21 protein-coding genes and 1 riboswitch are annotated in these 21,899 nt (G+C 55.5%); of the genes, 13 read left to right on the forward strand and 8 right to left on the reverse strand.

The genetic code is table 11. The features are described 5' to 3' along the window. Position 1: 1 nt before the first annotated feature. The 4 genes from ACQZ51_RS19160 to ACQZ51_RS19175 all read left to right on the forward strand — a co-directional run bounded on the left by ACQZ51_RS19160 (position 2) and on the right by ACQZ51_RS19175 (position 3,546). Positions 2 to 1,003: a branched-chain amino acid ABC transporter permease gene (locus tag ACQZ51_RS19160; protein WP_448779658.1), complete on the forward strand. Its 1,002-nt coding sequence runs from the start codon at positions 2 to 4 to the stop codon at positions 1,001 to 1,003. Continuing rightward, the gene (locus ACQZ51_RS19165; RefSeq protein ID WP_448779660.1) at positions 1,000 to 1,749 is read left to right on the forward strand and encodes an ABC transporter ATP-binding protein; all 750 of its coding nucleotides are present in this window, start codon (positions 1,000 to 1,002) and stop codon (positions 1,747 to 1,749) included. Before ACQZ51_RS19160 ends, ACQZ51_RS19165 begins: the two co-directional genes overlap by 4 nt. Further along, complete coding sequence (locus tag ACQZ51_RS19170) at positions 1,746 to 2,462, forward strand: ABC transporter ATP-binding protein (RefSeq protein WP_448779662.1); 717 nt, start codon at positions 1,746 to 1,748, stop codon at positions 2,460 to 2,462. Before ACQZ51_RS19165 ends, ACQZ51_RS19170 begins: the two co-directional genes overlap by 4 nt. 139 nt (positions 2,463 to 2,601) lie before the next feature. Then, on the forward strand, positions 2,602 to 3,546 hold the full coding sequence (locus ACQZ51_RS19175) for an aromatic alcohol reductase (RefSeq protein WP_448779663.1): 945 nt from the start codon (positions 2,602 to 2,604) through the stop codon (positions 3,544 to 3,546). Between the two features lie 144 nt (positions 3,547 to 3,690). Here ACQZ51_RS19175 and ACQZ51_RS19180 read toward each other — a convergent pair whose 3' ends face one another. Continuing rightward, the gene (locus ACQZ51_RS19180; protein ID WP_448779665.1) at positions 3,691 to 4,116 is read right to left on the reverse strand and encodes a winged helix-turn-helix transcriptional regulator; all 426 of its coding nucleotides are present in this window, start codon (positions 4,114 to 4,116) and stop codon (positions 3,691 to 3,693) included. A 479-nt stretch (positions 4,117 to 4,595) separates the two neighbouring features. Between ACQZ51_RS19180 and ACQZ51_RS19185 the strand changes: the two genes are divergently transcribed. Further along, complete coding sequence (locus ACQZ51_RS19185; RefSeq protein WP_448779667.1) at positions 4,596 to 6,791, forward strand: methyl-accepting chemotaxis protein; 2,196 nt, start codon at positions 4,596 to 4,598, stop codon at positions 6,789 to 6,791. 321 nt (positions 6,792 to 7,112) lie between these two features. Here the strand turns inward: ACQZ51_RS19185 and ACQZ51_RS19190 are convergent, their stop codons facing one another. The 4 genes from ACQZ51_RS19190 to ACQZ51_RS19205 all read right to left on the reverse strand — a co-directional run bounded on the left by ACQZ51_RS19190 (position 7,113) and on the right by ACQZ51_RS19205 (position 10,839). Continuing rightward, on the reverse strand, positions 7,113 to 7,889 hold the full coding sequence (locus ACQZ51_RS19190; protein WP_448779668.1) for an ABC transporter permease: 777 nt from the start codon (positions 7,887 to 7,889) through the stop codon (positions 7,113 to 7,115). Continuing rightward, the gene (locus ACQZ51_RS19195; RefSeq protein ID WP_448779855.1) at positions 7,876 to 8,643 is read right to left on the reverse strand and encodes an ABC transporter ATP-binding protein; all 768 of its coding nucleotides are present in this window, start codon (positions 8,641 to 8,643) and stop codon (positions 7,876 to 7,878) included. Before ACQZ51_RS19195 ends, ACQZ51_RS19190 begins: the two co-directional genes overlap by 14 nt. Positions 8,644 to 8,707: 64 nt before the next feature. Next, on the reverse strand, positions 8,708 to 9,709 hold the full coding sequence (locus ACQZ51_RS19200) for an ABC transporter substrate-binding protein (RefSeq protein WP_448779670.1): 1,002 nt from the start codon (positions 9,707 to 9,709) through the stop codon (positions 8,708 to 8,710). Between the two features lie 47 nt (positions 9,710 to 9,756). Next, positions 9,757 to 10,839: a 4-oxalomesaconate tautomerase gene (locus ACQZ51_RS19205; protein ID WP_448779671.1), complete on the reverse strand. Its 1,083-nt coding sequence runs from the start codon at positions 10,837 to 10,839 to the stop codon at positions 9,757 to 9,759. 104 nt (positions 10,840 to 10,943) lie between these two features. Between ACQZ51_RS19205 and ACQZ51_RS19210 the strand changes: the two genes are divergently transcribed. The 7 genes from ACQZ51_RS19210 to ACQZ51_RS19240 all read left to right on the forward strand — a co-directional run bounded on the left by ACQZ51_RS19210 (position 10,944) and on the right by ACQZ51_RS19240 (position 17,768). Next, complete coding sequence (locus ACQZ51_RS19210) at positions 10,944 to 11,840, forward strand: LysR family transcriptional regulator (RefSeq protein ID WP_448779672.1); 897 nt, start codon at positions 10,944 to 10,946, stop codon at positions 11,838 to 11,840. A gap of 157 nt (positions 11,841 to 11,997) precedes the next feature. Next, complete coding sequence (locus ACQZ51_RS19215; RefSeq protein ID WP_448779674.1) at positions 11,998 to 12,327, forward strand: hypothetical protein; 330 nt, start codon at positions 11,998 to 12,000, stop codon at positions 12,325 to 12,327. Positions 12,328 to 12,688: 361 nt separating this feature from the next. Further along, positions 12,689 to 13,519, forward strand: a complete 831-nt coding sequence (locus tag ACQZ51_RS19220) for a metallophosphoesterase family protein (protein ID WP_448779675.1) — start codon at positions 12,689 to 12,691, stop codon at positions 13,517 to 13,519. Continuing rightward, positions 13,516 to 14,676: an ABC transporter ATP-binding protein gene (locus ACQZ51_RS19225; RefSeq protein ID WP_448779677.1), complete on the forward strand. Its 1,161-nt coding sequence runs from the start codon at positions 13,516 to 13,518 to the stop codon at positions 14,674 to 14,676. Before ACQZ51_RS19220 ends, ACQZ51_RS19225 begins: the two co-directional genes overlap by 4 nt. Then, on the forward strand, positions 14,669 to 15,601 hold the full coding sequence (locus tag ACQZ51_RS19230; protein ID WP_448779679.1) for a carbohydrate ABC transporter permease: 933 nt from the start codon (positions 14,669 to 14,671) through the stop codon (positions 15,599 to 15,601). Before ACQZ51_RS19225 ends, ACQZ51_RS19230 begins: the two co-directional genes overlap by 8 nt. After that, on the forward strand, positions 15,598 to 16,449 hold the full coding sequence (locus tag ACQZ51_RS19235) for a carbohydrate ABC transporter permease (protein WP_448779680.1): 852 nt from the start codon (positions 15,598 to 15,600) through the stop codon (positions 16,447 to 16,449). The genes ACQZ51_RS19230 and ACQZ51_RS19235 overlap by 4 nt, the downstream gene beginning before the upstream one ends. Before the next feature lie 47 nt (positions 16,450 to 16,496). After that, complete coding sequence (locus tag ACQZ51_RS19240; RefSeq protein WP_448779682.1) at positions 16,497 to 17,768, forward strand: ABC transporter substrate-binding protein; 1,272 nt, start codon at positions 16,497 to 16,499, stop codon at positions 17,766 to 17,768. Between the two features lie 99 nt (positions 17,769 to 17,867). Here ACQZ51_RS19240 and ACQZ51_RS19245 read toward each other — a convergent pair whose 3' ends face one another. After that, positions 17,868 to 18,845 carry a substrate-binding domain-containing protein gene (locus tag ACQZ51_RS19245; protein WP_448779684.1) on the reverse strand — a complete coding sequence of 326 codons (978 nt, stop codon included), beginning with the start codon at positions 18,843 to 18,845 and terminating at the stop codon, positions 17,868 to 17,870. 230 nt (positions 18,846 to 19,075) lie between these two features. Further along, positions 19,076 to 19,222: riboswitch (FMN riboswitch) on the forward strand. 112 nt (positions 19,223 to 19,334) lie between these two features. Between ACQZ51_RS19245 and ribB the strand changes: the two genes are divergently transcribed. Further along, entirely contained in the window at positions 19,335 to 19,976 is a 642-nt protein-coding gene (gene ribB, locus ACQZ51_RS19250; protein ID WP_448779686.1) for a 3,4-dihydroxy-2-butanone-4-phosphate synthase, read from the forward strand. A 72-nt stretch (positions 19,977 to 20,048) separates the two neighbouring features. Here ribB and ACQZ51_RS19255 read toward each other — a convergent pair whose 3' ends face one another. Next, positions 20,049 to 20,984, reverse strand: a complete 936-nt coding sequence (locus ACQZ51_RS19255) for a dihydrodipicolinate synthase family protein (RefSeq protein WP_448779688.1) — start codon at positions 20,982 to 20,984, stop codon at positions 20,049 to 20,051. 147 nt (positions 20,985 to 21,131) lie between these two features. After that, on the reverse strand, positions 21,132 to 21,851 hold the full coding sequence (locus tag ACQZ51_RS19260; protein WP_448779690.1) for a GntR family transcriptional regulator: 720 nt from the start codon (positions 21,849 to 21,851) through the stop codon (positions 21,132 to 21,134). Between the last annotated feature and the right edge of the window lie 48 nt (positions 21,852 to 21,899).

Here is a 21,899-nt window from a genome sequence, read left to right on the forward strand (position 1 = left end):
TATGAAGACTGAAGATATCTCCATACGGATTGCAGATGATCGACGTAACCGAATTGTCCGCGATGTTTCCGGCCTGGTCGCAGTCGCCGTTCTGGCCGCAATGGGTTACTTCCTGTTCCCCAACAATCTCGGGCTTTTCACTCGGATTCTGAGCACCGCTCTGTTTGTCGTGTCGCTAGACCTTGTGGTAGGCTTTTGCGGTATCGCAACGCTTGGGCATGCCGTTCTTTTCGGGGCAGGCTCTTATGCTGCCGGTATCGCCTCCGCTCGATACGGCATATCCGACCCAATCATGATGGTCGCAATTGGTGCCGCTGGTGGCGCGGCTGCCGCCTTTGTATTCGGGCTTGTAGTCCTGCGTGCTCATGGATTGGCGCAATTGGTCTTGTCCATTGCTTTGGTTCAATTGGCGCATGAGGCGGCCAATAAGGCTTCAGCTTTCACCGGTGGCAGCGACGGGCTGTCCGGCATTTCACCTGCACCGCTCTTTGGGGTGTTCACTTTCGACCTGTGGGGCGTCACTGCCTATTGGCTTGGCGTTGCCTTGCTTCTCCTCGTCCTTCTGGGGCTGCGGATTGTGACACGGTCGCCGTTCGGCATGCTCTGCCGCGGAATCAAGCAAGATCCTGTCAGAGTGCAGGCGATGGGTGCGTCGGTTCGGCGCAATCTTCTCAAAATGTATACCGTCTCCGGCCTTGTGGCAGGTATCGCGGGGGCATTGAACGCAATTGCTACGCAGGTTGTCGGCCTGGACAGCGTGAGCTTTGGGCTATCAGCCGAAGCACTGGTCATGCTGGTGCTGGGTGGCGTTGGAACACTCTACGGTGCAATGATCGGCGCAGTGTCCTTCATGCTTTTTGAAGACTATGTGTCGGCTGCAAACCCCTTCCATTGGCTCACTATCGTAGGCGCCCTCCTGATTTTCGTTGTGCTCGTCGCTCCGCAAGGCATTTACGGCTCGGTTGCCGATTTATACCGACGCAAGAGAGGACAACGAGAATGACGCCAATATTCGAAGCTCAAGCGCTGAAGAAGTCCTTTGGTGGGCTTCCTGTCACTCAGAATGTTTCGTTTTCCATGCAAGCCGGGGACAGGCTCGCTCTTATTGGCCCGAATGGAGCTGGCAAAACGACCCTTGTAAATATTGTCACGGGTCACTTGGTGCCGGATTCAGGCACGGTGAGTCTCGGTGGCGAGAATATCTCCAGATACACTCCAACGCAGCGAGTGGGTAAAGGACTGGTCCGCTCCTTCCAGGTCACCCGGCTCTTTGCCGATATGACCGCAGAGGAGCATATCGCGTTGGCCATCCTCCAACGTTTGCGAATAAGCGGGCGCATGGTTGGTCACTATCGGAACATGCCGTTCGTCATGGCCGAAGTGAAACAGCACCTCGAAACGCTCGGGATCGCCCATGTTGCGAACAAAGAAGTAAGTGACATGGCCTATGGCCAGCAACGCCTTTTGGAAATTGCTCTCGCTCTTGCCCTCAAGCCCAACGTTCTTCTGTTGGACGAGCCTGCGGCGGGCGTTCCGAGCACTGACACACAACGGATTGAAGATGCTCTCGCTGCCTTCCCGCAAGAACTGGCCGTTCTGATGATTGATCACGACCTTGATCTTGTTTTTCGTTTTGCCAATCGAGTCATTGTGCTGGCCGCAGGTGCTATCATCTTCGACGGCCTGCCGCAGGACGTTGTCAAGGACGCACGGGTTCGTGAAGCCTATCTGGGAGGCTATGTGGCATGAGTGCTCAATCCTTAAGCGTAGACGGGCTTACAGCAGGTTACGGCGCGACACGTATTCTTGAAGACGTGAGCTTCGATGTAGCAGCGGGTAAGCGGGTAGCGATACTGGGGAGAAACGGAGCCGGCAAAACGACGTTGCTCGCGACCATAGCCGGACAAACTAAACGACACAGTGGCAGGATCCGGCTTGGGACAGCGGAAATTTCCACCATGGAGAGCCCCGCAAGGGCTCACTCTGGTCTAGGATATGTGCCACAATTGCGCTGCATATTCCCCTCTCTGACGGTCGCTGAGAACCTTCTGGTTGGCCTTAAAGGACGCCCCGCCGATGCCGTTGAGGAGGCATACGTCATGTTTCCACGCCTGAAGGAGCGCCACCGAAATCTAGGATCTCAGCTTTCAGGCGGAGAACAACAAATGTTATCGACGGCGCGAACGATCCTTGGTCGTCCAAGTGTGCTGCTACTGGACGAGCCGCTGGAGGGCTTGGCTCCGGTCATATGCGAGGAGTTGATGCAAGCGTTTTCGCATCTTGCTGAAACAGGACAGATAACGATCTTGTTGGTGGAGCAGCGCATCAAGGCTGCACTCGACTTTGCACAGTATATTTTCATTATGGAAAGAGGTCAGATCGCTTGGGGAGGAACGCCAGTAGATTTGAAGGGACACCCTGAGGTCGTTGAAAGCTTACTCGGTGTCGCGGTGCGTCAGTGATGAGCCATTGCTCGCGATGATGGGTCAGTAGTTGAACGCGCCTTCTATTTTGCTGCGGTATCATCCGTGTACCTTCTTTTCTTCGTGGTCCCGCCTTGCCAAATAGCGTTGACATGGAGTTTTTGAAGGATTGAAATCGATGAACCAGACAGTTTCCAACGTGAAGTCACGAAACATTCTCGTGCTCGGGGCCGGGGAACTCGGCATGCCCGTCCTTCGCAATCTGGCCCGTCGCGCCAAGGGCATTGAGGGCGCAAAGATCAGCGTTTTGCTTCGCGGCAGTGCCGTGAACTCAGACTCACCAGCCAAACAGCGCGACGTCGCCGAAATCCGCGACTTGGAGATCGAGATCGTAGTGGGCGATTTGGTAAATAGCTCAATCGATGAACTCGCATCTCTGTTTTCACAGTACGATACCGTGATTGGCTGCGCTGGCTATGCGGCTGGGATTCATACACCGATGAAGCTGGCCAAAGCGGCGTTGCAGTCCGGTATACCGCGCTATTTCCCCTGGCAGTTTGGTGTCGATTTCGAGGCGATTGGTCGAGGCGGTCCGCAGGACATCTTCGACGCTCAGCTCGATGTGCGTGAACTCCTTCGCTCTCAGAGCAAGACGGATTGGGTCATCATCTCCACCGGCATGTTCATGAGTTATCTTTTCGAACCAGAATTCGGCGTCGTCGACCTGGAAAACAACGTAGTGAACGCTCTTGGCAGCTTCGATACCGCTGTCACGCTGACGACGCCCGACGACATCGGCGTGCTCACCGCTGAAATCGTCTTCTACGAGCCGACCATCAGCAACGAGATCGTGTTTCTGGCGGGCGACACCGTCACCTATGGCGAGCTTGCGGACAAGCTGGAGGCGGGTTTGAACCGGCCCTTCAACCGGTCCGAATGGAAAGTTCCCGTCCTTATGGAAGAACTGGCAAACGACCCCCAAAACATGATGCGCAAGTATCGCGCAGCCTTTGGTATTGGACGAGGAATGGCGTGGGACAAGGCAGGCACGTTCAACGCACGCGAAGGCATCAAGGTGACGGAAGTGTCCGATTGGATCAATGCGAACCTGAGCGGCAAGTGACATGGCCTCGAAGGTGCGAGCCGAGAGAAGATAATAAAGGGAGCGCGGTATATCCGCGCTCCCAATAAGAGCTGATCCGCAGCAATATCATTACGGAGTCGAACACCGTGCCGACATCAGCGGAGCGGCGACATGTCTCGATTGTTAAAACGTCTGCCAGGAGGGCTTTTCTGGCGGACGGGAATCAAAATCCTCGCGCGACTTTCGGAACTGCTCGGAATTCTCCACGACCCACGTCCACAACGGGATCATACGCATGAGAAGACCCATTCCCAGCTCTGTCAGTTCGTATTCCACCCGAGGCGGCACCTCAACAAGATCATGACGCGTGACGAGACCATCTCGTTCGAGTTGGCGTAGCGTGCGAGTTAGCATCCGCTGCGTCACGCCGTGCATTCGTTTTCCGATGTCTGCGTGGCGGAGCCTACCATAGACACCGAGGGTGTGTATGACGCCGAGCGACCACCTGCTTCCAGCGTGGGTGAGAACCTCGCGTCTCACCCCATCTTCGTCCTCGCGAAGACCATCGCAAACCGCTTGAGAATAGCTAAGCATTTCTTCTCTGGTCATTCCTCTTGCCTCCGGTATTTCTGCCCTTGCGTGTTACCAGCCTTCAGAGAGCATTTCACATGTCTCTTTGGGGTCTCGGAACGTTCATATAGCAATGTCACCTCAACCTAAATTCGGATTCATGTTGAACGTTTAGCCTTGAGGATTGATCTCGCTCGCTTGCAAGCCCTAACGATGCGACATCACCGGCTCGGTCCCAATAGGGCAAGAAGCGAGACTTACATCATGCTAGGCCCCGCCTAGCTCGCAAAATCGGAGGCAATGAGAGGAGCAATCTTCAATATCTCCGTCATGCATCTCCAACTGCGTTTCTCGCCAATAGTTCGAACGAACCGTCTTTACAGAGTGCGTCATTTGAAATTTAGGATGCTCGGGTCGGTCGGCGGGCTTTCTGTACCCCCACTACTAGTGATACTGGCGGATTTGGAGTTTATTCACGAATATCGCTTAGTGTCCTCGGAAAACCTGGGGGTCTAACTATGAATTCTCTACTGAGGACTGTGTCCGGCAAGCTTATTCTGGCGACAGGCATAGCGATAGCCAGCATTCTTATTGCCTATACCGCCTTCAACATTGCTCGTATCACAGCCAAGACGGAAAGCGACGTTATGGCGCTCGCGACCGAAAAGGCCGCTCTCGTCAGCCAACGCGTAGCAACGGATATCACCCAGGCGACATCGGCCGGCGCGACCCTCGCGGCCAGCCTTTCCGGCATTATCGGCGACGGCTCGAAAAACCGGGCTGACATCATCGCCATGATTAAAACCGTCGCTCCGCAATATCCCAGTGTTTTCGGTGCTTGGATGTGCGAGCTCGTTGTGCCGAAAAGCCCGATCAAAACGGTTGGAACCGACGGTTTGAACAAAGAAGGCGTGTTCACACCCTATTGGACGAAAGGCGATAGCGGCCAAATGGAGTTCTCCACTTGGACCATAAAGCCTGAGGATGAGTATTACTCCCTCGTCCTGAATTCGCAGAAGGCAGCGATAACCGCGCCCTATCTCACCAACATGAAGAAACTCGTGACATCCGTATCCGTGCCGGTCATGGTGAACGGCGCTTTGTTCGGTATGGCGGGCGTCGATATCAAACTTGATGATCTCACCGCATCGGTCAGCCAAATGAAGCCGTTTGAAGGTGGTAACGTCATGCTTCTGGCCAGCAATGCCAAATGGCTGACACATCCTGATCAGGCAAAGCTCATGACCGACTATGCGGATCAGGGTGCTGAAACCGTCAAGCAAGCATTGGCTGACGGTAAGATCAAGGTTCTCTCCGACATGCCGGATGGTGGGGTTCGCTTGATCTATCCTTTCTCTGCCCCCGGTATGAACACCACCTGGGCAGCGGTTCTGGATGTGCCTGCTGCGGTCTTCGCCGCACCGGTGTGGAGCCAGATCTACAGCACGGCAATCGGCGGACTGCTGATCCTTATCGTCACAGTTGGCGTCATCCTGGTCGCCAGTCGCACTCTGATCGGCAAGCCTTTGACAAGCGTTCTGTCAGCTGTTCAGAAAATGTCGAACGGAAACTATCAGGATCCGATCGTCGAAAGTGGCAGCAAAGATGAACTCGGCAGTTTGACATCGGCCCTCGAGAAATTCCGCCATCAATTGGCGCGAGGCGAAACGTTGAAGGCCGAACAGGAAGCGATGCAGGAACAGGTGGAAGCCGACCGTACAACGCGCGCCGGCCTCGAAAAGGCGAAAGCGGAAGACCTCAAGCGTTTCGTAGATGTCGTAAAGAGCCGCTTCGACATTTTGGCTACAGGCGATCTGACTGTTCGCATGGACGAGAAACTGGCACCCGAATTCGAGATAATCCGCCATAATTTCAATACCTCGGTACAGGCACTCGAAGACACTATCGGTAATGTCGTGCAAGCCGTGTACGCCATCCGGTCTGGCCTCGGGGAGATTTCCACCGCCTCTAATGACCTTGCCCGACGTACTGAACAACAGGCGGCCTCTCTGGAGGAGACTGTCGCTGCTCTTGGTGAAGTAACCCGGGGTGTCAACGACACCGCTGACGGTGCCAACACGGCCCAGACAACCATGAAGGTCGCACGTGGCGATGCTGAAATGGGCGGAGAGGTGGTGGCCCGTGCGATTGCGGCTATGACTGAAATCCAGGAATCGTCTTCAAAAATTGGCAATATTATCAGCGTCATCGATGAGATCGCTTTCCAGACCAACCTCCTGGCACTCAATGCGGGTGTAGAAGCAGCGCGCGCAGGCGAAGCCGGTAAAGGCTTCGCAGTCGTTGCCCAAGAGGTGCGTGAACTTGCACAGCGTTCAGCTCAGGCGGCCAAAGAAATCAAGACGCTGATCTCAATGTCATCAACGCAGGTACAGTCCGGCGTCCAACTTGTTCAAGACACGGGCAGCTCCCTGGGCAAAATCGTAGAACAGGTTCTTGGCATGAGCCAGACAATCGGGCAGATTGCTTCAAGTGCCAATGAACAGGCGGTCAGCTTGCGCGAAGTGTCGTCTGCCGCCGACCAGATGGACAAAGTTACGCAGCAAAATGCCGCGATGGTTGAAGAGACAACAGCAGCTGCTCAGAGCCTGACACAAGAAACCGAAGCATTGGCCGAAATGATCAGCCGGTTCAGGATTTCTAAGGGCGCGGGTGGTCAGCAGACTGGTCAGCGCGTTTATTCAATGGCGAGTTAAGACGCATGGCGGTCGGCGATTGTCTCGACCGCCAGCATTCGAGTTGACTGAAACGGTGGGGCAGCCGCATTCTGCGAGTAGAAACGCCTCCCATGCCTCCGACACTGTATCTCTACAAGCTCAACATGCGTGGACATTTCTACTTTTACGTTTTTGCAAACTACAGCTGATTGGGGCAACTCCGCGGAAGATCGGCGGATAAGCCATCTGTGCTGTGATTAGGCACACTAGGGCTCGTCTTGGGGCTACAAAAAGGGATACGACGAGAAAAAGGGGCGATCAATCGATCGCCCCTTTTCAGTTGTTTCAATCTCAACTTGCTTATGCAGGTCGCTCTTCACCTGCATTGGGGCGCCACGTAATCAATTTCTTCTCGACAAAATCAAGTACAAGATCGATGACGAGGACGAACATTGCCAGGATGATGATGCCTGCGAACACGCCGACCGCATCGAAGTTGCCTTCCGAACGGGCGATGAGGTAGCCGAGACCTGCCGACGCACCGAGATATTCGCCGATAATAGCGCCCACGACCGCAAAGCCAACCGAGGTGCGGAGCGAAGACAATATCCAGCTCGCTGCTGCAGGGAAATATACGTGACGCAGGAGGTCAGAACGTTTTGCACCAAGGATGCGGGCGTTCGATAGAACCACCGGGTTCACTTCCTTGACGCCCTGCATGGCGTTGAAAAAGGTAACGAAGAACACGAGCGTAACAGCAAGTGCAACCTTCGACCACAGACCCAAGCCTAGCCACAGAACGAAAATCGGAGCGAGAACAACGCGGGGAATCGCGTTTACCGCCTTGATGAAGGGATCGAGAACGCGTGCGACGAAGGGGCTTAGTCCAAGCCATACGCCAGCCGCAACACCGAGGCCCGTACCGATGAGGTAACCCAGAACCGTTTCGCTCAGCGTAATGCCAACATGCTTGTAAAAACCAGCGTCAGCTATCCATGTGACAACCTGTTTGACGATATCGAATGGGGCAGGGAAGAAGAAGCGATCGATCACGCCTGTTACAACGCCAAGCTGCCAACCACCTAGGATGACAACAAGGAGCGCGACCTGAATAAGGCGAATATTAATGGCGTGCATAGCTTTTCTCCACTTCGCCGCGCAGGGATGCCCAGATGTCACGGTACAGAGTCATGAATTTCGGATCGAGTTTGATTTCCGCGACGTTACGCGGACGCTCCAGATCAACGGGGAAGCTCTCGATCACCCTGCTTTTTGGGCCTGCAGCCAGAACGACAACGCGGTCACCCAGAGCGATGGCCTCTTCGAGGTCATGCGTGATCATCACGACCGCCCTGCGGTCTTCCTGCCAAAGTCTCAAAAGCTCGTTCTGCATGAGATGTCTAGTATGGATGTCGAGCGCTGAGAATGGCTCGTCCATCAAGATGACCTTCGGCTCGGTTATGAGAGCCTGAGCCATCTGCACACGTTTGCGCTGGCCGCCGGAAAGCTGGTGAGGAAAGCGTGTCTCGAAGCCTTTCAAGCCAACTTTTTCAAGCCATGCCAGCACCTTGCTGCGCCGCTCTGCCTCTGGAACGCCTCTGAACATGAGACCCAACTCGACATTCTGATACGCGGTTTTCCAAGGAAGGAGAGCGTCCTGCTGGAACAGATAGCCGATGTTGTTTTGCACGCCGTCGACTGAAGCGCCATCAATCGCGACGGTCCCTTTCGCTGGCTTCAGCAAGCCAGCGATAGCGTTGAGGATGGTTGACTTGCCGCAGCCGGTTGGCCCGACGATGGAGAGGAACTCTCCATCGCCGACCTTGAGATTGACATCCTGAACGGCGACGAACGAGCCGAACGCCATTGTAACGTCATCAATTGCGACCATTGATTTGGCTTGAGTATCTGCCACTGGCGTTAACTTTCTAATTGTCGAGGACATTGGCAAGCCCTCACTGAGCTGGCTTCGAAGCCGAGGCCTCGACGAACTTGTTGGTGTAGGTGCTGTTGAGATCGATTGTCGCCTTGGCAACTGCCTCGTTGAAGCTTTTCAAGACAGTCAAAGGTGTTTCCAGATCACCTGCTACAAATTTGCCGTCGTCCGAGAAGATCGCCTTCGCAGCTTCGACCGCCTTGATGTAGGTCTGCTTGTCGCCAGACACGAAGTCTTCTGGAAGCTTCTCGACAATTTCTTCGGCCGAATGCGCCTTCATCCAGTGCAGCGCCTTCACGGTCGCATTCGTGACCTTCTGAATGACTTCTGGATTTGCGTCGATGTACTCTTGGGTGGCATAGAGAACGGAGGTTGGATAGATGCCGCCGTAGACATCCTTTGCGCCCTGGTCGCTGCGTGCATCGATCAGGATCTTACCCAATCCACGCTCAACGACAATCGTAGCCGCCGGGTCATAATTCACCAGTAGGTCGATCTTGCCTTGCTGCAACGCTGCAACGGCTGCCGCACCGGACCCTACGCCGATGATGGAAATATCGTCTTCACTCAGATTGTGTTGCTTCAGGTAATAGCGAATGAAGAAGTCGGAAGATGAACCAGGCGAAGTGATGCCGACTTTCTTGCCCTTGATTGTCTCAGGCTTTGCAGGGTCGAAGTCGGTATCATTGGTGCCAGCCAGTACTAGCCCAGAGTTGCGTGCCAGCATTACAAAGCCAACGACGTGCTTGTTCTGAGACTGCATCTGGATCGTGTGGTCGTAAAAACCGACCGCAACATCCGTTGAACCAGCGACGAGTGCCTGGAGAACCTTGGATCCGCCTTGCGCGAAGTTCTCGGTTGTAACATCAAGCCCTTCATCCTTGTAGTAACCAAGGCTCGCAGCTACAGGGAAAGGCAGGTTGTTGAGATTATAGGATCCGACGCTCATTCTCACGGATTCAGCGTTTGCGGATGCTGCGAGCGCACAAAGCGCGGCTGTTGCTAAAAGGAATTTACGCATAGGGGTCTCCTCCCGATTGTCTATTGTCTTTATCGATCTTGTGTCTGTTATGCGGATTTCTGAGTTGCCTCAGCAGGTTTCGCAAACGCGTAACCCTCAAAAAGTCTGCGTGCCGTTCTGACCAGACCGGCGGTAATGGCACCGTTTCTCATCTCAAGTTGAACATCAAGACGGCCCGCGGGATGCTCGATCTGTATCTGCGCGGGGACGGTCGGTCGTCCGGCTTGTTCAAAAACGACCGTTCCCTCGGTAACTGCTGCCGTGGCGATACCGACCGCTCCGGTTGTCGCAAGTGCCGGATGGCACTCGTCGGGCATGAAGTATCGCACAGACAGGGTCCCGCCATTGCGGGCTGGCGAGATGATAACGGGCTTGGGAATAACCATATCGGTTACGTCGCCCATTCCCATGAGAGCACCAGCCTTGACGCGGATTCGTTTGAGCCGATCAATCAACTCGCGATTTTTTGACAGAACGGCGGGGTCTTCATAGCCGGTAAGGCCGAGATCGGCTGCTCGCATGAGCACCATTGGCATCGCGCAGTCGATTGCGGTCACGTCGATTCCATCGATTACGTCCACGGGCTGGCCCGTAGGAAGCAGCTTGCCGGTTTTAGCGCCCGACGCATCCATGAAAGTCAAAGCGATCGGCGCCGCAAGGCCGGGTACACCATCAATAGATGCATTTCCGAGATAAACGACCTCATTGCCATGAGTAGGAACTTTGGCTTCAATCAGCTTTCCCGTGTTCACGTTGTGAATACGAACGAGCGTATCTTCCCCCTGGCCCGAAACAAGGCCGGCCTCGATTGCAAACGGGCCGACGGCGGCCAGCATGTTGCCGCAATTGGGCGAGTAATCGACATACTGGCGGTCTGTCCTGACCTGAGCAAAGAGGTAATCGATATCTGCACCCTTCACATTCGACGGGCCGATGATTGCGACTTTCGAGGTAACCGGATTACCGCCACCGATGCCGTCGATCTGCAGGGGATGGCCAGAGCCCATGATGGACAAAAGTGCTGCGTCTTTCTGTGCCTGATCGCTTGGCAGATCAGACGCCAGGAAGAATGGACCTCGCGAGGTGCCGCCCCGCATCAGGACACAAGGTATCTTTTGAAGATCGTTCATGGGTGCCTCAATCTTGCATTTGATGGATCAATCCATCGCGTTGTTGCAATATGAGGAAGAGAGGACTATTTGTTAAATGCAATGTTTTGGAGGATTATTGCGATATGAGCATCAATTGCGAAATCTTGGATCTGCGCGCCTTTCAAGCGGTGGTTGAACTGGAAAGCTTCCACAGGGCTGCTGAAGCCCTCCATATCTCACAGCCTGCACTGACAAGGCGCATCCAAAAACTCGAACAATCTATCGGGGCGCCATTGCTGGAGCGGACAACCCGCCATGTCGCGCCGACGGCTATGGGCCAGGAAGTCATGCCGCTCGTCCGGCGAATGCTTGAAGAATTTGATGGCTCTCTGTTCGCGATGAAAGACGGCACGCAACGGCGTGGTCTGATCACCATGGCCTGTGTTCCAACGGCAGCGTTCTACTTTCTCCCCATCGTCATCAGAACGTTCAGCGAGCAATATCCTCACATCCGACTCCGCATCCGTGACCTTACCGCCAACGAGGGCCTTCAGGCAGTGGCGCGGGGTGAGGTGGAATTCGGCATCAACCTCATGGGAAACTCGGATCCAGATCTTTCCTTTGAGCCACTTATTGACGACCCATTTGTTCTCGCCATGAGGAAAGATCACCCACTCGCGGAGTTCGAAACGATCCAGTGGAATCAACTGGAGGAATATCCGCTTGTGGTCGTAGATCGATCTAGCGGGAACAGAACGCTTCTCGACGGGGCGCTCGCGAGACACAATCTAAAGCTGAACTGGTCCTATGAAGTTACTCACCTCAATACGTCTCTAGGGCTTGTAGAGGCGGGATTGGGAATATCTGTGTTACCGAGACTTGCGACACCGCAGGAGGATCACCCCTTTCTGGTATCACGCCCGATCGTCGAGCCGGTGGTTTCGCGCACAATAGGTATTGTTCAACGACGCAGTAGCGTTTTGTCTCCAGCTGCGGAGAAATTTGTTGGCATGCTTTTGAAGACCTGGAAAGCTCCTTAGCCCCGATGATCGACCGTAATCTAGCCTAGCTAACGTAGACAAGAGGTGCGTCACCCGCGCAAAACCTCAGCAATCGCCTGTACCAATCAATAGCAGCGTTCCTCAAAATGAAAGATGAATTAATGACATCTATGGAGCAAAGACCTATCCAAATGATATGTCGCCGCTAACAGCAAATGCTGCGCTCGGCTACCGTGTGCCGGACTGGGATCTATCGTTTGGCTGGACGGGACACTTTGTTGCCGCGCAGACCCATACGCCCGTCAATCAGGGAACCGGATACTTCTACGCCCGCCCCGAAAGCTCGGGATATGCGGTTCACGGACTGTTTCTGGACTGGACTCCGAAAGAAGGTTTCATGGCCGGAACAGAGGTCCATGCAGGGGTAGAGAACATTTTTGACAAGCTATACGAGCCGTATCTTTCCGACGGTGTGTCGGCAATGCCCGGCCGTAATTTCAAGCTCTCCATCAGCCGTAAGTTCTAGAAACGTCGGAGCCAGAGCTCATTGCGGGAGCGTAGACAGGCGGTAATTTGGTCCTGCCTTGTTTCGCCAGAATACAACGTACTCATCCGACCGGTGAGGAGACGATTGTGCAACAGGGATCGCGCGTCTGCCGTATGGCAGACGTGTATATCCCATGAGGAAAGCTTCTTTCGCCAAATCCAGTTTTCAAACGTCGTTCGTGAGAACATCGAGCGTGTGAAGGTTTTGCAACAAAACTGAAAAACCACTGACAGAAACTGTAGCCGTACTGACATCATCAATGACTAAACAAGGCGGCAACATATGGCGGGGTCGTGCTTGAGGGCATTCTCCGGACAAACTGAGTTACCGGAGTTACATCTTGAAAATCGTCCAGATCACAGACACCCATCTCAGCCCCAACAAGCCACATTTCAACGACAACTGGGAGCCGCTGGTTCACTGGATCGAAAGCGAAAAGCCTGATCTGGTCGTTCATACCGGTGATCTCAGCGTCGATGGTGCCGATTTCGAAGAAGACATCGCTTTTGCCATGGACATGATGCGGCAATTGTCCGTGCCGATGCTGATTGTTCCTGGCAATCACGATGTTGGACATTTCCATGGGTCGGCACAGCCGGTCAATGCCGAGCGCTTGGACCGCTGGCATCGCCTCGTCGGCCCCGACCACTGGGTCGAAGATACGGATCGTTGGCGCATCATCGGCCTTAATAGTCTTCTGATCGGGCTTGGTGGCGCAGATGAAGAGGCGCAGGAACGCTGGCTGGAACAAGCCCTTGAGAGCCGCGACGGCCGACGGGTCGCAATCTTCACGCACAAACCGCTTTTTGTCGATGACGCCAACGAACCGGAAGCGGGATACTGGAGCGCACCGTTTGAGCCGCGCATGCGGCTGCTGGAGCTTATCGCCAAGCATGATGTTGCGCTGGTCGGTTCCGGCCATCTGCACTGGAGCTGGATAGGCCGTCACGGCGACACCACCCTCGTCTGGGCGCCACCGTCCTCCTTCATTCTGGGAGATATGGAGCGCGAAATGCCGGGATCGCGGCTGCTTGGTGCGGCAGTTCACCATCTCGGAGAAACGGTGGAAAGCCAGTTGGTTTCCGTGGAAGGGCTGAAGCCCTATTATCTCGATGATGTGGTCGCAGAGGTCTATCCATCCGCTCTCAAGAAGAAGGAAGCGGCGGAATGAGCGTGCTGTCTCTCTCCAACATCACAAAGTCTTTCGGCTCGAACGATATTCTCAAGGGCGTAAGCCTTGAGGCTGAACCCGGCGAATTCATTGCGCTCGTCGGCCCGTCCGGCTGCGGCAAGAGCACGCTTCTTCGCATCGTCGCGGGTCTGGACCATGCCGATCAAGGTGAGATCAGCCTTGGCGGAAAGATACTGTCGAACCTGACAGCCGCTGACCGCAACATCGCCATGGTGTTCCAATCCTATGCGCTCTATCCGCATCTGACGGCTGGCCAGAACATCGCAGTGCCGCTTGCCATGCGTCGCCTCACCGCCACGCAACGTCTGCCGATTATCGGCAATCTTTTACCCGGTCAGAAAGCCATCCGCCAAGGCATTCTCAAAGAAGTCGAGGCGATGGCTGCCTCCTTGAAGATCGGCCATCTGCTGGATCGCAAGCCCGGCCAGATGTCTGGCGGTCAGCGCCAGCGTGTGGCTCTTGCCCGCGCCATGGTTCGCCATCCAGCCTTGTTCCTGATGGATGAGCCTCTGTCCAACCTCGATGCCAACCTGCGTGTCCATGCGCGTGGCGAAATCGTCGAACTGCAGCGCAAGTCAGGCGTTCCGGCACTCTATGTCACGCACGACCAGTCGGAAGCACTGTCCATGGCAAGCCGTGTGGCCGTTATGATTGGTGGCAGACTTCTTCAACTCGCTACGCCACAGACGATTTATGAAGACCCCTCCCATATCGAGGTTGCCCGGTTCATCGGCCAGCCTCGGATCAACCTGCTGCCGACAAGGGCGACTGCCAATGGCATGGTGCAATTCGGTGGCATCACCATCGCGGCGTCGAGCCTGTCGCATGGCGACGACATCACCGTCGGCATTCGCCCGGAGTTTGTGAGGCTGGCATCGCAATCCAGAGACACGATGGCTGCAACGGTGGAACGTCTTGAGTTCCTCGGCTCGGAAGTCATCCTCTTTGCACGCCTTGACGGTATGGGCGAGACTGTCGTCGTCAAGCTCACGCCGTCTGACGCAGCAAATCTAGGCCCCGGCAAGCCGGTTCATCTGGCAATCCAGCCGGACAAGGCGTTGCTCTTCGGTGCCGATGGTGAGCGCATCACAACGCAGGTTTCCATCGTTGGTGCGCCGGAGTTGCTTCATGGCTGAGTTGACCGCATCCGTTTTCGCCGCCCCGACACCGACGCAGGCAGAGATCGCCGCCAGGCGCGAAAGCCGCACCGCATGGCTGCTTGCGGGACCGGCCATCGTCCTCATGATGCTGTTCATCATCGTTCCGACGGTCGCCGTCATCGTGCTGGGCTTTACCGATTTCGAACTTGGCTATTCCAATTTTCGCTTTGTCGGATTTGAGAACTATGTCGAGCTCTTCAGTGACCGCACGTTCCGCACATCGCTGTGGAACACTGTTGTCTACACGGCCATTGTCACGCCCTTCTCAATTTTCTTTGGCCTCGGCATTGCCATGCTTATCGAAGCTGAGCCGCGGGCGAAGGCGTTTTTCCGCACAGTCTACTTCCTGCCGGTTGCCTCCCTGTTGGTGGCCATGGCAACGGTCTGGCAATATATGCTGCACCCGAGTATCGGCCCTGTGAACATGATGCTGGGCGTCTTCGGCATCGCCGGTCCCAACTGGCTCGGTTCGTCCAGCACGGTTTTGCCAAGCCTTGCCATCATCGGCATCTGGCAGTCCGTCGGTTTCAACATGGTGCTGTTTCTGGCAGGCCTGACGGCCATTCCACGTGATCTTTACGCGGCGGCGGAAATGGATGGCGTCCGCTCCAGTTTCGAGCGTTTCCGCCTCGTCACATGGCCGATGCTGGCGCCGACCACGCTGTTTGTGGTGACGATCAGCATCATCAATTCGGTCAAGGTCTTCGAGACCGTAAAAGCCTTGACCGAAGGCGGGCCAAACAAGGCATCCGAAGTGCTTCTTTTCACGATCTATCAGGAAGGGTTTGTCTATCTGCGCGTCGGCTATGCGTCAGCCATGACTGTGATCTTCCTCGCCATTCTGGTGGTCCTGATGTTCCTCCAGTACCGCGTTCTTGACCGCAAGGTGCATTACTCATGACGCAGTCCGCCACTCTCCCACCAACGATGACATTGGGCCGCGTGATCCGCCTGTGCATTCTGACAATTGGCGCGCTCATCTTCCTGTCGCCCTACATCTTCATGATTTCGACGGCTGGCAAAGCGCAAAGCGAGATATTTTCCTCGTCTCTGTCGCTCATTCCGCAGACATGGAGCTACATGGCCAACTTCACCAAGGCCATGACGCGGGTTTCCATGCCGCATCTTCTCTTGAACGGTGCCATCGTCTGCGCGCTGATCCTGTTCATTCAGGTTATCGTCGCAGTGCCCTGCGCCTACGCCATGGCGAAATTGAAATTCAAGGCGGCGCGGGCATTGATGATCATGGTCATGCTGGGGCTGCTGGTGCCGATCCACGCAACCGCCTTGCCGCTTTATGTCGCCTTCGACCGCATGTCGGTGCTCAACAGCTATATGGCGCTGGTCGCACCTTTCTCGATCTCGGTGTTCGCGATCTTCCTGTTCCTGCAGTTCTTTCGGGCAATGCCGGACGATCTTATCCACGCAGCCCGGCTGGATGGAATGACCGAAGCTGGCATCGTCACCCGTGTCATTTTGCCCAATGCCTGGCCAGCGGTCACGGCCTTTGCGATCTTCTCGGTCGTCGCCCACTGGAACGATCTGTTCTGGCCGCTGATCGTCGTGACGAACCAGACCTATGCAACACCGCCGCTTGGCCTTCTCTACTTCCGTGCTGCGGAAGCGGGAGACGACTACGGCGCGCTGATGGCTGCAACGCTCATCATCACTCTTCCCCTCGTTCTTGCGTTTCTGGCTGCCCAGAAGAGCTTTATCGAAGGCATCACCATGACCGGCCTCAAAGGTTGAGCCGGACAGCATAAACACTACCCTCACCATTTAACGGAGAACGTGCCATGAATCTTATCAGACACGCATTGACGGCGCTTGCCGTCTCGGTTGCCTTTGCTGCCATGCCCGCAAAGGCAGAGACAGTGCTGACCGTGCATTATCCAATGCCGGGCTTCTTCAAGGATGTGATGGACAACATTTCGAAGAAGTTCATGGAAGAGAACCCAGAGATCAAAATCCAGTTCGCCAATCCTTCCGCAACCTACGAGGAAGGCATCCAGACCATCATGCGCCAGGCCGGAACGGCCGAAATGCCTGATCTGACCTTCATCGGCCTTAACCGTCTGCGCATGGTCAACGAGCGTGACATTCCTGTTGATCTTGGGCCGCTCGTCAAAGCCGATGGCAACATGGCTGAGCAAGGCTTTTCAGACAATATTCTGAAGCTTGCCCAGGTGGACGGCAAGCAGGTTGGCCTCGCCTTCGCAACCTCGAACCCGATCATGTATTACAACGCCGATCTGGTTCGCAAAGCCGGTGGCAACCCGGATGTTCCGCCAAAGACCTGGGATGAGGTGATTGCGCTTGGCGGGAAGATCAAGGCGCTCGGCGATGGAAATGAAGGCATCGATTTCCGCTGGCAGGGCGATGACTGGATGTTCTCCGCTTTGCTGTTCGGCGCAGGCGGCACCATGCTGAACGCAGACGAAACGAAGGTGACCTTTAATGGTGAGGCAGGCCAGAAGGCCGTTGCCGTTCTCGACAAGATGGTCAAGGAAGGCGGTCTTCCGGTTCTGACCAAGCAAGCTGGCGAACAGGCCTTTGCCGCTGGTAAGATCGGCTTTGCGTTTCAGACAACGGGCGCCCTTCGCAACACCATCAAGAATGTCGGTGACAAGTTCGATCTGCGCACAGCACAAATTCCGCTGATCGACGCAGAAAATGGCAAGCTGCCAACAGGCGGCAATGCTGTGGTTATTCTGACAAAGGATGCCGAAAAGCAAAAGGCTGCATGGACCTTCGCGAAGTTTGCAGCCGGCCCTTACGGTGCATCCGTTGTCGTGCCGGGCACAGGTTATGTTCCAAACAACGAGTTGGCTGCAAAGTCACCGGAATATCTCGGCAATTTCTACAAGGAAAACCCGCTGTTCCAAGCTGGGCTTTCACAGATGTCGCGCATGATTCCTTGGTACGCTTTCCCGGGTACAAACGGTGTAAAGGTTACCCAGACCATCGTTGAAAACCTGTCGCGCATCGTCGAGCAGAATGCCAAGCCTGACGAAGCCTTGAATGACGCGGCCGATGAAGTGAAAAAACTTCTGCCGCGCAGGTCTTGAAGACACCAGGCACGACGTTGAGGAGGTGGCTTTGTCACCTCCTTTTTTGTTTTTTGAGATAGCTCGGATCAAGCGGGCCTGTTGCGCCAGGCAATCATGCTAGGCGACTGTTGCGCCGGCGAACAATTGATACCCAACCCGCAGATGCCTTGGTGGCGCTGCGTTCTGCGCAATATCCAGCAGCAATGCGGCAGCGGCGGTGCCCATGTCTGCATCCGGCATCCGTATTGTGGTCAAGGGCCGCTCGAGCATTCGCCCGATGGAAATGCCGTCGAAACCGCAAACCGAGATATGACCGGGAACCGAAATACCATGTCGTCTCAGAGCGCTGATGACAGCAAGCGCCAGAAGGTCATTGGAGGCGATGATGGCACTTGGCCTGATATTTTCCACCACATCCAGCAGATCAAGGTTTTCGTATCCGTCGAGAAAGCCAATTTGCAGCGCTTCGAGCGGTCTGAGCCCGTTGTCGGCCAGCGCCTTACAGTGCCCCTCATAACGCAGCCGTGCCCTGTCAGAGGAGGTGAAATACCCGGATACGAACAGGATATGGTGATGACCCTTATCCATCAAGAAACGGGTAAGCTCGTAGCTTGCCTGAAAATTATCGACGGTGACCGCCGCTTGAAACCGCGGCATCGGCAAATTGTTCAGCAGAACGGTGGGTGGCAATGCTGCCGAAAGGGCATCGCTGCAACGCGGATCGCAGAGCGTCAAGATTAACCCGGTCGGGTGTTCCTCAAGGAGCGATGCGACAGCCGAAGCCTCGCTGGACGGATCATAATTGGACTGTGCAATCAACACACTATGCTCAGCGGCCTGCAGGCGACGCTGAATGCCCGCAAGAGATGCGGCAAACACCGGATTGGAAATGCTCGGCACCAGGACGCCAACGACAGCGCGTGATCGACGGCTATCGCCAGCTTTGTTTGCGATATGCCTGTAACCAATTTCCGCCGCCGCACGGCGCACCTTACGCACCATCTCGGCACTAACCGGCCCGGTCCTGTTCAGTACACGGCTTGCCGTGCTGATGGAGCATCCTGCGCGGAAAGCGACCTGCTCAAGTGTGATCATTGATAATCAACATAACAGCCTGTTTTGACTTCGGATCGTGTCACCGTATCGTATCCTGTACAGTGCTATGAGGCTATAGCTGGTGACATCTGCGAGCAGTAACGCCCATGAAAACGTGGGGGTGCGATAAACAGCAAAACGTTGCGATCCAGCGCAAATTCATTTCAGCAACGCCTCTTTGCAGGCAATCTTTGCCCCTTGCCTAGCGGCTATTCCTTGCCATATGCTCGATCTGTTCTCAGGGCGGGGTGCAATTCCCCACCGGCGGTATCGGGATTTTTCCCGGAGCCCGCGAGCGCTTCCGGCCTGGCCGGAAGGTCAGCAGATCCGGTGAGATGCCGGAGCCGACGGTATAGTCCGGATGGAAGAGAACAAGGTGGCATCTCCTGCACGCAGCGGGGGAGCGTTGCGTTGTTCGCCCAAGGGAGATTTGGCGTTTTGAAAAAACGCGAAAGTGCTGGCAACAGCATAACCCTTGAAAGGCAAGACATGACTATTTCCAAAATTGAAGAGGCGGTGGCAGCCATTGCACGCGGTGACATGGTCATCGTGGTGGATGATGAGAACCGCGAAAACGAGGGCGACATCATTGTCGCCTCCGACAGCATTACTGCTGAGCAGGTTGCTTTCATGATGAACCACGCGCGTGGCTTGATCTGTGTGGCCATACCCGGCGAAAGGCTGGATGAGCTGGACATTCCCCTGATGGTGCCGCGCAACACGGAGTTCCACAAGACGGCCTTTACCGTTTCCGTGGACTATATTCCGGGCACCACGACCGGAATTTCCGCCAGCGACCGTGCCAACACGGTTCGTGCGCTGATATCGGCTGACGCAAAACCAGACGATTTTGCCCGGCCTGGCCACATCTTCCCGCTACGCGCAAATCCCCTCGGCGTTCTGGGCCGCACCGGGCATACGGAAGCAGCTGTCGATCTGTGCCGCCTTGCGGGCAGGTTCCCGAGCGGCACGATCTGTGAAGTGGCCAATGATGATGGCACCATGGCACGGCTGCCGCAACTGAAGGTGTTTGCGGCACGCCACGGGCTTCACCTCGTCACGATCAAGGATCTTGTCGACTATCTCAGTGAGCGGGAACCGGCGAATTTCGAGGAAATGGCTGTCGCCTGATTGCACCGAATTGCACAACGAACAAAAAATGCGCCCCACCGGGCGCATTTTTCATTTCAGCTATCGACGATATCAGTTCGGATAGCGTGACGCGTACCAGGCCTTGAACAGCGCATACTGATTTTCAAGCTGGCGGCGCTGCGAAGCGCTAAGTTCATCGCTTTCGTTGAAGTGCAGCGAATATTCCTCGGCACCATTCAGCACCATCAGATATTTGTAGTGAAGCACCAGATCCGGGCCTTCATCATAGGAAGACAGCACGGTGAGAGCTTCTTCGAGCTCAAGCGCCTCACGGCGCGCTGTGGCATCGCCCTTGGCTGCCTTTTCGCACAGCGAAACGAGGTGGAGAACCTCGCGTGGTAGCGCGTTGCCGATGCCGGTGATGGCACCGCCTGCGCCGCAATTGACGAAACCGTGGTAGACGCCGGTATCCACACCCACCATCAAGGTCAGATCATCATCGCCTGCGGTGATGTTTTCAGCCGCATAGGTCATATCCGCCTTGCCGCCAAATTCCTTGAAGCCGATCAGGTTGCAATAGCGCGACCGCAGGTCAAAGAACAGATCGGCACGGGTGGCAAAGCCATAATAGGGGCTGTTATAAATAACAGCCGGCAAGCCGTTTGCTGCTTCCAGAATGGCAGAGAAATGCGCCTTCTGCGCGGATGAGGACGAACCGCGCGACAGAACGCGTGGAATGACCATCAGGCCCTTCGCGCCAACCTTTGCGGCATGGGCTGCATGGCTGACCGCCGATTGGGTGTTGATGGCGCCGGTACCGACAATCACGGGAATGCCCGCTTCGGCAAGGCGGCGCACGCCTTCCTGGCGCTGCTCATCGGTCAGAAGCGGCCAGTCGCCCATCGATCCGCAATAGACAACCGCAGACATGCCCGCCGCGATCAGCTCCTTGCCTGTCTTTACCAGACCGTCGAAGTCCGGTGTGCGATCCGGGTTGCACGGCGTCATGAGAGCGGGGATGCAGCCGGAGAAGATCGTATCTGCCATGTGTTCAGCCTCGTTTAAACTCAGGCGCGAGCGCCCTATCCATCATGGGTAGATGAATTATCACAGGACATCAGCTCTGTCGACAAATAAAATACAAATGGCGTGAGCACGATCAGAGCACTTCGTCATGACCACAGAACGCAGGATTTAAAGCGGCATGTTGGTGGTCTGGCGCGTATCGGCAGCGATATAGGAGCGGATCTGCTGGACGATCTGGTCAGCATGGGCAACGGCGATGCGGTCTGCTTTCTCGATATCACGCTCGATGATGGCGGCGATCATATCCTCATGCTCCGTCACATAGTGGCGCGGCAGGACATCATTGAAGGATGAATAATAGAGCCGCAGAATACGTCTGCCCTCATCCAGCAGGCGGGTGAACAATTCCGTGTAATGGCGGTTGCGCCCAGCAAGTGCGATGGCCACGTGGAAGTCTCGATTGGTGGAAATCATGCCAAGCACATCGCGCTCGTTGACGGCACTTTCGAAAGCCGCCTGAGACGACAGGATGAGCGGAATATCCGCCTCTTCGTGCCGGCCCGCCGCAAGCCGTGTGGTGACCCTGTACATCAACGTCAAGGCATCGAAAAATTCCGGCAGGCCGAGAAAGTCGATCTGCGAGACGATGGTGGCGCGGTTGGTCAGCGTCGTGATCAGGCCCTCGGAGGACAGCTTCACCAGAGCCTCACGGATGGGCGTTCTGGAAAGCTCGAAACGTTCGGAAAGCTGCACCTCGTCAATGGGGCTTCCGGGGGCAAGCTTCAGTTCGATGATTTCGTTGCGCAGCGTTTCATAGACGGTGGAAACACCAAAGCCCCGGCGGTGGGTCTGCTTTTCCCTGTCATCAAGTTTTTCTTTCGCAGCCATCTGCCCTGCACCCCGCAACCCTGTCGATGATGTTCACTTACGATATTA

The organism is Agrobacterium sp. CG674, from assembly GCF_053521645.1.